This window comes from Paenibacillus sp. FSL K6-1330 (assembly GCF_037976825.1).
In the GTDB taxonomy this organism is placed as follows: Bacteria; Bacillota; Bacilli; order Paenibacillales; family Paenibacillaceae; genus Paenibacillus_AQ.
In genome coordinates, this window is record NZ_CP150269.1 from 4,395,185 (window position 1) to 4,409,019 (window position 13,835).

The following is a 13,835-nucleotide window of genomic DNA, read 5'->3' on the forward strand; positions in this document are numbered from 1 at the left end:
ACTCCCCTCTAATACAGCGACTCGCCGGTCGCTTTCTTGCTGATGGTGTTTGCAATGGAAATCAGGAACAAGCCGACAACGGATTTGAACACCCCGATGGCGGTGGCATAGCTGTACTGCAGCTGCTGCAAGCCCGCTTTGTAAATGTACGTGTCCAAAATTTCGCTGGACTGGATGTTGAGCGGGTTCTGAAACACGAATACGCGTTCAAACCCGTAATCCATGAAGTCCCCGATCTTGAGCAGGAACAGGATCGTGATCACGGGAAGCAGCGCTGGCAGGGTAATGCTGAGGGTCTGGCGCCATCTTCCCGCTCCATCAATTTCGGAGGCTTCGTAGAGATCCGGATTTATGCCTGCGAGCGCCGCTAGATAGATGATGGTTCCCCATCCGACATCTCTCCATAATCCGGAGCCCACCAATACCGTTCGAATGTAGGAATCTTCGCCAAGGAAATAAATCGGCTCTATGCCGAACCAGCCGAGTATCACGTTCACGATCCCCGATGACGGAGACAGGATACCTACAAAGATACCGCTTACAATAACCCATGACAGAAAATGTGGCGCATAGAATATCGTCTGGACTATTTTCTTGTAAACGACCTGACGAACCTCATTGAGCAATAAAGCCAGAACAATGGGGGCGGTAAAAGCAAACAGAATGTCATATGTACCCAGCAGAAGCGTATTACGCAGAATTTTCAAAAAATCATAGTGCTGGAACATGCGCCCAAAGTGCTCAAGACCCACCCAGGGACTTCCCGTTACGCCCGCAAACAAATTGTAGTTCTGGAATGCGATCACGGAGCCCATTAACGGAACATATTTGAATAATCCGAAGAACAGCAGTCCCGGCAGCGATATGAAGTACAGCGCCCTGTATTTCCACATGAAGCCAAGTATCTTTCTCCGTTTATCGAGCTTTCCCACCACATTCGGGCTTACCGCTGCTTTGCTTGGCTCGGCCATCTGTCATCACCTCTTGTTTCTCAAATTGGCCGGTGCGTTGTCATCTATCGGAATTTCGTCAAACCGGATGCTGATAAATTCAGGCTCCCGGTCAATGATCCGCGACAGCTCCTTTGTAAAAACATCAACGATTTCGTTCTTCTGCTCATCCGTGCGTCCTTCGTACATTTTAATCGTAATTTGCGGCATCGGCTTATCGCCTCCTTAGGTAATGGATGTGATGAATATCCTTATCCTATAAGTTTTCATGACCGGGCAGCAATGGAGGAAGATCGGTTCCTTTGTGTTTTTTTTAGGTGGTTCGAAAGGCTTGTGTTTTTTTAAGATCGGCTTGTTATTTCAATAGTTCTTAAGCGGTTGGTATAGAATTCCGAAGCGTTCTGTGGAACAATGGTTCAAAGCAGATGCCAACTCGGGCCGCTCGATGCCATCAGTTATGGGAGGTTAGCGATGAACGGACAAGTTAAGGAAGAAGAAACAACCTATGGGTCGTTATGGGGGAAACTGGAAAAGAAAGTAATGCGTATGACGGAACAGCTCCAAGGCAAAGTTCCTCATGCGACAAAGAACGGGATCTATGATTCAACCCGGATCGATTGGTGGACCTCCGGTTTTTGGCCGGGAATGCTCTGGATCATGTATGATATGACCAAGGAGCCGCAGTATAAGGAATGGGCTTGGGAATGGGATGTTCGACTTGAACAAGCGCTGATCGGGGACAGTAATTTTCATCACGATGTCGGCTTTCAATTTCTGCCGACAGCCGTCATCAAATATAAACTGACCGGCGATCCGGATGCCAGGCGGAGAGGACTGTTGGCCGCTACATTGCTGGCTGGGAGGTATAACCCGGTCGGGAAATTCATACGTGCTTGGAATCAGGTGAAACCAACCTCATGGAATCATGGGAATGAAGGCTGGTCCATTATCGACTCCACCATGAACCTCTCCCTTCTATTCTGGGCTTCCGAGGAGAGTGGCGACCCGAGATTCGCTCATATCGCCAGAGAGCAAGCCAATACGGTTGCCGAGTTTTTCATAAGACCGGACGGCTCCGTTCGGCACATCTGCCGATTTGATCCGTTAACGGGAGAATTCATCGAAGCGCTGGGAGGACAAGGCTATGGACCGGAATCTGCATGGAGCCGTGGAGCGGCATGGGCATTGCATGGCATGGCTAACACCTATCGTTATACCCGCGATATACGGTATCTTGAAGCCGCCAAGCGGGTTGCCCATTTTTTCATAGCTTCCCTTGAAGAGGATTCCATCCCCCGCTGGGATATCCGTGCGGAGCGCAAGGAGATGGAACCATCCGATCGTGAAGAGACGGAATTGACCCCGATGACTTCCGAACCACGGGATACGTCAGCAGCATCCTGCGCTGCTTCCGGTCTGCTTGAAATCGCGGACCTGGTGCCTTTAACCGAAAGCGCTCTGTACCGCCAAAGTGCCCTGCGTATCATCGACTCCTTGACGGCCCATTACGCCGAATGGGATGACCCCGCGTATGAAGGCATACTGAAGGAAGCCACGGGACATCTGCCTGCAGGACAAAATATAAATGTCTCGCTTATCTATGGCGATTACTATTATGTTGAGAGCGCAGCCAAGTTAATGGGATGGAAAAACCGGATCTTCTGATCCGGTTTTTTGCATGTCCATTCATCTATTCTTCTTTCGGAATCCGGATATAGAAGCAGCTCCCGCCGGCAAACTCATCTCCGCTTTCGGCCCACACTTGACCGCCATGAGCGGAAACCAGCTGCTTGACGATGGCCAGCCCCATCCCGCTTCCGCCGCTTAACCGATTTCTTGACTTATCGCCCCGATACAGCCTTTCGAAAATATACGGCAGATCGAAGGAAGAAATCCCCTGACCTGAATCTTTGATTCGAATCAGGGCGTTTGCCCCTTCGTCCACGAGCTCGGCTTGTACCGTTCCGCCAGCTGGCGTGTAGTGTAAGGCATTACTTAACATATTGATTAGAACCTGAAGCATTCGGTCGGCATCCACCTCGGCTAGGATCGGCGAACCGCTGACATATTGCAGGTCCACCTTTTTTTCTTGATACATTGCTGCCGCCAAGGTGATGGCTCTCTCCATAATTTGACCAAGCTCCTGCTTGGATCGGGATAGTTGAAACTCCGGCGATTCCATATCGTGCAAATCCTCGAGCTCCGTGACAAGCTGAATCAATCGATCAATCTCTTTCAGGCACGTTTGAAACCGATCTGCGGTCGGCTCCCATATGCCATCCTCAAGTGCACGGGTGTGACTCTTTAATGTGGTTAACGGCGTTCGCAGTTCATGTGCGATATCTTGGGTCATATTCCTGCGAAGCAACTCCTGCTTCTGTAACTGCACAGCCAGCTCGTTCAGCGAAGAGCCGAGTCCCGCGATTTCATCGTACCCTTTTGTTGTCACACGGATGTCCCACTTCCCCCGCGTCATCATTTCAGCTGCTCGCTTCATCTGGACGAGGGGGGCCGATATTCTCCTTGCAACATATATACCTATTACGGAAGCAATCGCAATGGATAAGAGACATGTCAAAATGATGGATTGCATCTGCGCCTGCTCCAAATGATAATTCAGCTCAGCCATTCCATCATGCACGGATGACTGCTGCTGGAACATGGCTATATGATAATGGTTGGTCACAATATTGATCACGGTAAACATGATCAGAATCCCTGCCGTGGTACTGATAATGATGGCGGCAAGCCTCAGGTCCAGCCGATGCTTCAAGCCCCATCACCTCCAAAGCGGTATCCGAAGCCGTAAACGGTGATGATATACTTGGGCTGTCTGGGGTCTGATTCAATCTTTTGCCTCAGATTCTTGATATGCTGATCAATAATTCGGATGTCGCCGATAAAGTCATAGCCTAACACCCGGTCGACCAGTTCTTCGCGCGAAAAAATGCGCTGGGGGTACTTGGCCAACAGAAGCAGCAGTTTGTATTCGCTTGGCGTCAAGTTTACAACCTGTCCATGGCAGGTAACTTCGTGTTTCATCGAATGAATGGCCAGCGCGCCTTGGTGATACACAATAACGTCCGCCAAGAGCTTGCTGTCGTCTCCTCGTCTCAAGACGGCCTTGACTCTGGCCACAACTTCCCGAGGATCGAACGGCTTCACGATATAATCATCGGCTCCGATGGCAAACCCGCCAATCCGGCTGCTCTGGGCCACCTTAGCCGTTAACATGATAATGGGTACCGAGCTGAACGTACGAATTTCCTGACATATCCGCTCACCATCCATATCCGGAAGCATGAGGTCCAGTATAACAAGATCGACGGATTGCTCTCGCAGGAAATCGAACGCTTCGGCACCGTTGGCCGCTTCCAGCGTCAGATAATGCTCTTTGTTCAGGTAAGATACAAGAACTTCTCGAATATTCGGTTCATCATCCACGATTAGTATAGTCCTCATTCTGGTTTCTCCTTATTGAATCCTTCGTCAGTACAAATCAACTTTAACATAAGACCCCATTGTAACTGAAACTTGTGAAGATTCGATGAGGATGAACCCAGGAGCCCATAACATTCATAGGTGCTGCTGTTATTGCGTTGAAGTTCGTGTCATAACATGGCCTCTGTGATTTGGGACTTCAGATAAGAGACGCTTTGCGGCACCTGACGTTCATGCAGGCCATGAAGAATCAGCGGACCCTTGAAATGATAAGCGTGCAGCAATTTCATGTAAGCTTTATAATCCAGTTCGCCAGTTCCTGCAGCCGTATAATGAAATCCCTCTACGGTCGAATAATCCTTGGCATGCGCAATAATGACATGTTCACTGAGCAGTGACAGCGCTTGATCGATAACTTCTGCCAGTGGCCTCCTCTCAGTCGGACTGAACAAGTTCGCTGCATCCAGAACGAACTTTAACCGGGGAGAATCCATCGTATCCAGCAGCCGTCTGGCTTTGACGGCATCGCTGATCACATTGGCAGGCTCAGGTTCAATTGCCAGTTCCAGCTCGAACTCCTCTGCCATATTCACTAATTCACGCAGGGTCGCAAGCAGGTCATCCCATGCTTCCGGCGAATCGTTGTCCGGATGTGCCCTCCACATATTGTCCTTATCCCTTGTGCCTGTGCACAGGGTAATGACGGACGTCCCCATTGAATGGCACATCGCTGCCAAATGGCGAAACCGGCGAATGTCATGCTGGCGTAACCCCTGATCCGGGTGAATCATATTGAAAGTTCCGGATACTGCGGCTATATGTAGATGCCGTTTCTCACATTCTTCTCTTATATGCACCGCGGTTTCCAGATCGATCTCGTCCGGCAGTGATGGGAGACCCGCGCAGGTAAGATTGAATTGAATCACACTCAGTCCGTTTGCTTTCACTGCGTCCAAATTCCCCTCCAATGTAGGTCGTTCAAACGTCTTGGAGAAGATGCCCAGCCTCATGCCTCATACACCTCCCGTTACATCAGCCAGCTTCACCGTATTCCCGCTCTCCACCGATCGTGCAATTGCCGCCATGGCACGCATGGCTGCCACTCCATCCTCCAGATTGGCCCCTCGCATGGGTGCCTGCTCCATAATCGTATCCGCAAAGGCTTCAACCTGCAGCTTGAAGAAATGCGCATCTTCCCCGAGCGGACGATGATAACAACCGTCGCGTGAGGAGAATACCTCGACGTCGCTGGACTTAAAAAGCCAAGGATTATAGGTCTTGCCAATAACGCTTCCGTGTTCGCCGTAGATCTGAAAGCCCTCATGCCAGTCCATCCGCACGGCAACCGTTAGATCCAGATGTCCTACAGCGCCCGAGGCATACTGCACCGTGACAAACCAGTTATACGCTCCGAACTTTTGCGTGTTCCAGGCTGTAACGCTATTCATCTCTCCACCTAAAAATCGAGCCGTATCCACCAGATGGCTGCCATGTGTCAGCATGAAGTAACGCAGCTTATCCAGCTTGGGATTGCCTTCCGGCCTTAAGGCATTCGGACTAAGCTGCACCATGGGCTGCACGTTCTCGGTGACCGTATACCGGTAGGTTGAGTCGCAGTACCATGCTTTCAGCGCCAGCATCTCACCCATTTCTTGATCAATAAACTGCTTGGCATAAGCGATGCCCGGGTCAAAGCGCTTCATATTGCCGATTTGGACAATACATCCGGAATGCCGCGCCTTCCGCTGCAATTCCTCACACTCTTCTACGGTGACGCCAAGAGGCTTCTCCACTAGAACATGTTTCCCTGCTTCAATGGCTTTAAGGGCAGCTTCCACGTGGAATTGATCCGCGATGCCAATGATGACAGCCTCCACCCCGGGATCGGCGAGCATTTTATCATAATCATTGTAGATCTTGGTTGGCTGGTGGATTTCGGCCATGCGGTTGAGCAGATCCTCAGCTACATCGCATATCGCGTATAGCCTGGCATTGCGCGCTCTCCGGCAAGCCTCGAAATGTCCGTACTGCGATATGGGACCGCACCCCAGCACGCCGATATTTAACACCTTCTTATCCATCAAGACAGCACCTCCTGTAATGGATGATTATAAGAAAAACGTCTATCGACGTACTTTCTCAGAAGACAGACCGCGGTTAGAGGAAGTTTTTCTTGCGATATCAGGAAGGCCCAAGCCTCGAAGTTTATACTTCCTGATATCTAAAGAAAAACGTCTATCGACGTACTTTCTCAGAAGACAGACCGCGGGTATAGGATGTTTTTCTTGCGATATCAGGAAGGCCCGTGCTTCGGAGTTTATACTTTCTGATATCTAAAGAAAAACGTCTATCGACGTACTTTCTCAGAAGACAGACCGCGGTTAGAGGAAGTTTTTCTTGCGATATCAGGAAGGCCCAAGCCTCGAAGTTTATACTTCCTGATATCTAAAGAAAAACGTCTATCGACGTACTTTCTCAGAAGACAGACCGCGGGTATAGGATGTTTTTCTTGCGATATCAGGAAGGCCCGTGCTTCGGAGTTTATACTTTCTGATATCTAAAGAAAAACGTCTATCGACGTACTTTCTCAGAAGACAGACCGCGGTTAGAGGAAGTTTTTCTTGCGATATCAGGAAGGCCCAAGCCTCGAAGTTTATACTTCCTGATATCTAAAGAAAAACGTCTATCGACGTACTTTCTCGGAAGACAGACCGCGGTTAGAGGAAGTTTTTCTTGCGATATCAGGAAGGCCCAAGCCTCGAAGTTTATACTTCCTGATATCTTTACAAAAGCCGCGGGATATATTCCAGCGGCTTCTTTTCCTTTTATTTTTTGGCCATATATTTGCGAATATCAAATGCGACCGCTGCTACGATAATAAGCCCTTTAATGATCAATTGCCAGTATGGGCTGACGCCGATAAAGGTTAATCCGTAATTGATGACGCCGAAGATAAGAACCCCGGCCATCACGCCTGGCACCGTACCGATGCCTCCCGCAGTGGATACCCCGCCAACCACGCATGCGGCAATCGCATCCAGTTCATACATATTGCCGTAGTTATTCGTCGCGCCCCCGGTCCTCGCAGCCTCCAGTACACCGGCGATGCCATACAATGCACCGGAAATCGCGTAGATCGCTATAAGATTGCGGGCTACATTGATCCCGGATACATGCGCCGCTTGCACGTTACCGCCGATGGCATACATGTTTTTGCCGAGCCGGGTTTTGTTGAATATGACCCAGCAGATGAACGCAACGAAGACGGCGATAATGACGATGTAAGGGAGTGAATATCCGCCGCCGAAGTCAATGTAGCCGCTGCCCCACACGGTAAAGTCCGGTCTCAAGCCGCCAATCGGCTGGGATTGGTTCGGCTCCATATCAAAATAGATGGAATTGATGCCGTAAATGCCGACCATCGTACCGAGCGTGGCTATGAATGGGGGCACATGCAGTTTAGCTACAATGAAACCATTGATTAACCCAACGATAAGCCCCGCTAATATACCGATAAGAATCGGCAATACAACCGATACTTGGGGCAGGTCCGGGAAGAAGCGGTTTGCGTATACATCCGTTTGCAGCATGGAAGCCGATACAACCGCCGTTAATCCGACAACGCGTCCTGCGGAGAGGTCAACCCCGCCGGTGATCAGAATGAACGCCGCGCCAAGGGCGATAATTAATCGGGTGGAGGATTGCTGCAAAATATCCCGCAGCGTGGAGAAGGCCAGAAAATTGGGATCTGCGACTGCAATCCCGACAACAAGTAATATCAATACTACAAATATGGCGCGCTGCGCCAAATAATCTTTCACCTTACCGATGGTTTGCGTATTCATCGACTTCCCCTCCCGAATCAGCTGACCGCTGCTGTGCGGCAAGCCGCATGATTTCCTCTTCGCTTGCTTCCTGCCCTGCGAGAATTCCCGTCAGCCGCCCTTCGCTCATCACCATGATTCGGTCAGACATTCCGAGCAGCTCGGGCATTTCGGAGGAAATCATAATAATGCTCTTTCCTTGCTTGACTAACTGCGTAATGATCGAATAAATCTCAAACTTAGCGCCCACATCGATTCCACGTGTCGGCTCATCCAGCAGAAGGATTTCAGGCTCGGTCAGAAGCCACCTTGCCAGCAGCACCTTCTGCTGGTTGCCGCCCGACAGGTTCCGTATCTGGGTATGGACCGATGGCGTTTTGGTTCTCAGCTGCTCCACGTTCGTTCGCGCATCCTCGATTCCTCTGCGTTCATTTAACAGGAACGCGAAGTTCTGATACCTGCGAAGATTGGCAATGACGGTATTCTCATAAACCGAGAGAACCGGGAATATGCCAGTAACTCTGCGCTCTTCCGTCAGCAGCGCCATGTTGTTTTTCTTGGCATCAGAGGGTGATTTGATCTTTACCGGTTTCCCGTTAATCGAGATGGTTCCGGATGCCACCGGACGAAGCCCGAATATAGCTTCAACCAGTTCCGTTCGCTGGGCACCGACAAGGCCGCCAATGCCCAGGATCTCCCCCCGTCTTAGCTCGAAGGATACATTCTGAAACGATTTCGGATTCGTGGAACTTAATTGGTGGACCTGCATCCGGGTTTCGCCGGGAACGTTCGTCCGTTCAGGATAGCGCTCCGTCAAGTCCCGCCCCACCATACGGGTGATAATCAAATCGGTCGTCAGCTCGCCGGCTTGCCAGGTTCCCACATACTTCCCATCGCGCATGATCGTCACGTCATCGGATATGCGCAAAATCTCTTCCATTTTGTGCGAGATGTAGACAATCGACACGCCTTGCGAACGCAGCCTGTTCATGATGCTGAACAGATGCTCCACTTCATTCCCGGTCAGCGATGAGGTCGGTTCGTCCATGACAATCACCTTGGAGTGATAGGACACGGCTTTGACAATCTCAAGCGATTGGATCTTGGATACAGAAAGCGCTCCTGTTCTTGCCCTGGGATCAATATCGATATCGAGCTCGCGAAACAGGCGGAGCGTATCTTCTGCCATCTGTTTCTCATTCACGAATTTCAAAGGCCAGAAGCCCGTCATCGGAAATCTTCCAAGCCATATATTCTCCATCACGTTGCGATGCGGCACGGGATGAAGTTCCTGATGGATCATGGATATTCCATGATTCAGTGCGTCCTTGGAGCTGTTGATGGCTACCTTGCTGCCGTTTAAATAAATATCACCTTCATCAGGCTTGTATATGCCGAATAAACATTTCATCAACGTTGATTTACCTGCCCCGTTCTCGCCCATAAGAGCATGCACGGTGCCTGGTCTCACCTTGAATGTTACGTCGTTTAGCGCCTGAACGCCGGGAAACGCCTTCGATATATTCCGCATCTCCAGCACATACGGTTCCGTCACCTTCGGGATACCTCCTTCGCTAGCCGGATTGAAAAAAGCCGAATATAAAGGGACAACGCTTCGATTAGCCGCTGCCCCTTCCTATAACCCTGCTATTATTTCGCGTCGGCGATATTGTCCTTCGTTATTTTTTTGTAAGCGATCCATACGTATTTGCCGTCGGTAATATCAAATCCGGTGTTGTCCTTGTTCGGCGTTTCCCCTTTGGATAGTGCTGCGGCAATCGCTACAGAAGCTTTGCCCTGGCTCTTGGCATCATTAAGCACGGTGCCGAGAAGCGTGCCATCTTCCAGCGCCTGAATAGCCGGAGCTGTCGCATCTACGCCCACGACCGGCATATATTTGTCGCCGCTGAAGTAACCCGCTGCTTTCAATGCCTCAATAGCGCCGAGCGCCATATCGTCATTGTTGGCCAGAACCGCTTCAATCTTGTCGCCATGGGATGCAAGGAAGGCTTGCATCTTTTCCTGTCCTTTCACGCGGTCCCACATGGCGGTATCCACCGCTAGCGCTTCGACTTCGATCCCCGCATCTTGAATCGCCTGAACGGAGAACTTGGTTCGCAGCTCGGCATCCTGATGCCCCGGCTCACCCTGCAGCAATACATACTGCAGCTTGCCATCCCCGTTCTTGTCCGCCTTCGGATTGGCCTTCCAATAATCGACAATAAGCTGACCCGAAATCGTTCCGGATTCCTCCGCTTTCGCCCCTACGTAATACACCTTATCCCATTTGTTCATGTCTTCCGCGATCGGCTCCCGATTCAAGAAGACCACTGGTGTATTCGCAGTTTTAGCCTTATCGATAATGACACCGGCCGCCGTCCGATCCACCGGGTTGATAATCATGGAGCTGTATTTCTTTGAAATAAACAGATCGATTTTCTCATTTTGAGTTGGCTGCGCATTTTGGCTATCCACGATATCCAGTTTGGCTACGCCATTCGCTGCATCGGACATCGCATTCCGAACGCCTGTCATGAACGTGTCGTCAAACTTATAAATCGCCACCCCGACTTGAGGGGTGCTGCCACCCGCCGCTTCACTTCCCTTGCTATCGCTGCCGGTTGAACTGCTCCCGCCATTATTGCATGCCGCCGTGGTCAGCATCATGCCGGCCATAAGGATTATCAGCCATTTTTTCTTCACCTGGGTTGACCTCCCTTGTTTCATTCGAATTTTCAGTGACGGGTACGGCATTTATATGCCATATCTCACTGTCTACCGCCATTATGCCGCAATGCTCCTGACATTCGAATTCAAAATCCTCATGCTTTCTAGCAAAATTCTCATCACTTTACTTCTAAGCATCGCATCTTCTTTACTTCACAAATGGAAATAGCACCTTCTGATTATCCATCCAGAACATGTTGTCGGCATCAATTACCTTGGTCTCAAGCACAATCGGCTTGTCATATTTCGAACCATCTAAGACCTTCACGGCCTGTTCTACTCCCAGATAACCCGTGCTGAACCCGTTCTGCACAACGAGCTTATGAAGGATGCCATCCTGCAGAAGCTGAAGCTGCTCCAGATCACTTCCGAAGGTGACAATCTTGATCTTCCCCTGAACTTTCCTTCTCGCGACTTCTTTGGCCGCTCCCAAGGAAGCCTGAATATCAAGTGCCAGAATCCCGTCGACCGATTCCCGGTCCAGCAGCTGCTTGGCTGCCTGCCAGCATGCATCTTCACGTTTGCCGCACGCAGCTCCGTCCGCGATTTGAATCCCGCTCATTTCCGACAGTACACTTTTGGCGCCCACTTCGCGGGCCATTAGGTCGGGATCCTCCCTGTCGGATCGAAGTATGGCGATAACACCCCGACCTTCAAGTAAGTCAGCCAGCTGCTCACCCGCCTTGCGTCCGGCCACCTCATTATTGATTGCAATGGCGGACAGGACACCTGTGGTCATTCGCTCATCATTCAAAGCAATGACGGGGACATCAGCCGCTGATGCCTGATCCCCTAATTTCTGCAGTACGGCTTCGGATGCCGGATCAATCAAAATCGCGGAGGAACCTTTCTCCAGCACCTTCAATGCAGCTTGCAGTTGCTCCGCTTCATCGTCACTTGGCTCCAGCGGGATATAATCGAGCACCAATCCGTTTTCCTTGGCAGCCGCCTCGGCACCTAATCGAATGGCATCCCCCTGCTCTTCGGCGTGTATGGGAGCCACGAGGGCAATATGCCGGAGTTCGGTTTCATTCTCATCCATGGTTGCGCCTGATGAACACGATGTTAATAGGAACGAGGTTAGGATAAGCACGACGAGTAAGGCCTTGGATACAACCGGTATACGTACCACATGATGAATTCTAATCATTCTCCCGCCCCTCCCCTATGTCGTGAATGACCGGAATCCGTATGCGAACGGTAGTGCCCACCTCGAGCTCGCTCTCAAATTCCAGACCGTAACGATGCCCATAATACAATTGGATACGGTCATGAACATTTCGAACGGCCACGCCGGAGCCTGCCGTATTGATAAATGGAGCCGGATTATGATGCAGCGCTTCAACCTCTAATATCCTTTCAACCATCGCGGGAGACATCCCGACTCCATTGTCCTTCACCGTCATCTCCAATAGGTCGCCTTTGATAGCTGCCGTTATGTGAATATGTCCATGATCCACCATATACTCGATGCCATGTACGATGGCATTCTCAATTAAGGGCTGAAGCACCAGCTTTAACGTGTAACAAGACTGCGCTGCTTCATCCGCTTCGATCATAAAATCGAATTTCTGTTTATATCTCATCTGTTGGATGGTCAAATAATGCCTTGCATGTTCCAACTCCTCACGGACACTTATCGATGTCTTCCCTTTACTCAAGCTCAAACGAAACAGCTTCGACAAGGAAGTAATCATCGTAATGACCTCCTCCTTCTTGCTCATGCCGACCATGCGGACCACCGAATTCAAGGTGTTATATAAAAAATGCGGGTTGATCTGAGCCTGCAAAGCTTCCAGCTCGTATCTACGCTTCGATTCCTGCTCCTTCACAATCTGCTTCATGAGCTGCCTGATCTTATCCAGCATTAGATTGAAGCGGCTGGACAACTGTACCACTTCCAGCGGCCCCTGCATCGGGAGCTCCACGTTGAAATCGCCCCGTTCCACCGCCTTCATCGTTCTGCCCATCCGGCGGATCGGGCGGGTCAGCATAGCCGAGAGAATTAGGGAGACCACGATGGCAAGCACCAGAACAATCGCCACAACCTGAACCAGATAGCGATTGACCTCTTCTCTTGTTGTCATGATTTCATCCAAATAGGAAACCCCAACGATTTTCCATCCGATATTAACGACCGACTTCACCGTATTCAGCCGCTTGACTCCATCCGATTCATCAATGTAACTGTCCGAAGAAGTAAGTGCCCGTTCTACGCTCTCATTCCGAAGCCCCATGTAAATTAACTGCTGCTGGGGATGATACACAATGTTTCCCGCTCCTTCATCGATGATGTACGCATACCCCCGCTTACCCAGGCTAATGCGGCTGCTCAGCTCATCGATTTTCTTGAAGTTGATATCCACCAGCAGAATGACATACGTCGGCTCTCCGTTATGAACAACTGTAATTCCTTTGCTCATCGTGACCACCCATTTAAATGTATGGTCGTACAAATTCTGCACATGCGGCAGCGAGAAGCTCAGATGGTCGGAGACTCTCATGGCCGAGTGAAACCAGCTCTGCTCCGTCACCCGGGCGCTGGGCTTAACCGGCATGGCCGGGTGGTTCCTCAGCATATCGCCCTGTTCATTAAATAAAGCGATGGAGACGATGTCATCCCGACTTCGCATGATGGTGTTCAGCTGTTGAGTCACCTGCTCATCGTCCCATTGCCCGTCCGCGAGCATATTTTCCTCAATGGCCCGATACAGCTGTGCCATCCCGTCCACATAATCCTCGAGATTATAGCTGACCTGATCCACGATTTGCTGGGCATTCAAAAACACGCTTTGCTCCGCCGATCGCGAGAATTTATTGAACAACAGAACAGCTACCACGATCACGATAAGCAGAATAAATGCCGAGAAGGACCACATGATGATCGATTGAA

The 13,835-nt window shown here is 50.4% G+C and carries 12 protein-coding genes; 1 reads left to right on the plus strand and 11 read right to left on the minus strand.

Going from position 1 to position 13,835, the window contains the following annotated elements; translation table 11 throughout:
* Positions 1 to 8: 8 nt before the first annotated feature.
* Both NYE54_RS19735 and NYE54_RS19740 read right to left on the minus strand, forming a co-directional pair.
* Entirely contained in the window at positions 9 to 971 is a 963-nt protein-coding gene (locus NYE54_RS19735) for an ABC transporter permease subunit (RefSeq protein ID WP_339265591.1), read from the minus strand.
* A 6-nt stretch (positions 972 to 977) separates the two neighbouring features.
* On the minus strand, positions 978 to 1,160 hold the full coding sequence (locus tag NYE54_RS19740) for a tautomerase family protein (protein WP_076321763.1): 183 nt from the start codon (positions 1,158 to 1,160) through the stop codon (positions 978 to 980).
* Positions 1,161 to 1,421: 261 nt separating this feature from the next.
* Between NYE54_RS19740 and NYE54_RS19745 the strand changes: the two genes are divergently transcribed.
* Positions 1,422 to 2,615 carry a glycoside hydrolase family 88 protein gene (locus NYE54_RS19745; RefSeq protein ID WP_339265593.1) on the plus strand — a complete coding sequence of 398 codons (1,194 nt, stop codon included), beginning with the start codon at positions 1,422 to 1,424 and terminating at the stop codon, positions 2,613 to 2,615.
* 25 nt (positions 2,616 to 2,640) lie between these two features.
* Here NYE54_RS19745 and NYE54_RS19750 read toward each other — a convergent pair whose 3' ends face one another.
* The 9 genes from NYE54_RS19750 to NYE54_RS19790 all read right to left on the minus strand — a co-directional run bounded on the left by NYE54_RS19750 (position 2,641) and on the right by NYE54_RS19790 (position 13,821).
* Entirely contained in the window at positions 2,641 to 3,723 is a 1,083-nt protein-coding gene (locus NYE54_RS19750; protein ID WP_339265595.1) for an ATP-binding protein, read from the minus strand.
* A complete protein-coding gene (locus NYE54_RS19755) occupies positions 3,720 to 4,412 on the minus strand; it encodes a response regulator transcription factor (protein WP_339265596.1) in 693 nt (230 codons plus the stop codon). Before NYE54_RS19755 ends, NYE54_RS19750 begins: the two co-directional genes overlap by 4 nt.
* Positions 4,413 to 4,561: 149 nt before the next feature.
* On the minus strand, positions 4,562 to 5,401 hold the full coding sequence (locus NYE54_RS19760; protein ID WP_339265598.1) for a sugar phosphate isomerase/epimerase: 840 nt from the start codon (positions 5,399 to 5,401) through the stop codon (positions 4,562 to 4,564).
* 3 nt (positions 5,402 to 5,404) lie between these two features.
* Complete coding sequence (locus tag NYE54_RS19765) at positions 5,405 to 6,472, minus strand: Gfo/Idh/MocA family oxidoreductase (protein ID WP_339273573.1); 1,068 nt, start codon at positions 6,470 to 6,472, stop codon at positions 5,405 to 5,407.
* Positions 6,473 to 7,216: 744 nt separating this feature from the next.
* Positions 7,217 to 8,236, minus strand: a complete 1,020-nt coding sequence (gene mglC / locus NYE54_RS19770) for a galactose/methyl galactoside ABC transporter permease MglC (protein WP_100537674.1) — start codon at positions 8,234 to 8,236, stop codon at positions 7,217 to 7,219.
* Positions 8,214 to 9,770, minus strand: coding sequence for a sugar ABC transporter ATP-binding protein (locus tag NYE54_RS19775; protein WP_339265600.1), 1,557 nt, complete (start codon positions 9,768 to 9,770; stop codon positions 8,214 to 8,216). Before NYE54_RS19775 ends, mglC begins: the two co-directional genes overlap by 23 nt.
* A 95-nt stretch (positions 9,771 to 9,865) precedes the next feature.
* Positions 9,866 to 10,918, minus strand: a complete 1,053-nt coding sequence (locus tag NYE54_RS19780; protein WP_076321771.1) for a galactose ABC transporter substrate-binding protein — start codon at positions 10,916 to 10,918, stop codon at positions 9,866 to 9,868.
* 172 nt (positions 10,919 to 11,090) lie between these two features.
* Positions 11,091 to 12,092 carry a substrate-binding domain-containing protein gene (locus NYE54_RS19785; RefSeq protein ID WP_339265602.1) on the minus strand — a complete coding sequence of 334 codons (1,002 nt, stop codon included), beginning with the start codon at positions 12,090 to 12,092 and terminating at the stop codon, positions 11,091 to 11,093.
* Positions 12,085 to 13,821, minus strand: coding sequence for a sensor histidine kinase (locus tag NYE54_RS19790; RefSeq protein ID WP_339273575.1), 1,737 nt, complete (start codon positions 13,819 to 13,821; stop codon positions 12,085 to 12,087). Before NYE54_RS19790 ends, NYE54_RS19785 begins: the two co-directional genes overlap by 8 nt.
* Between the last annotated feature and the right edge of the window lie 14 nt (positions 13,822 to 13,835).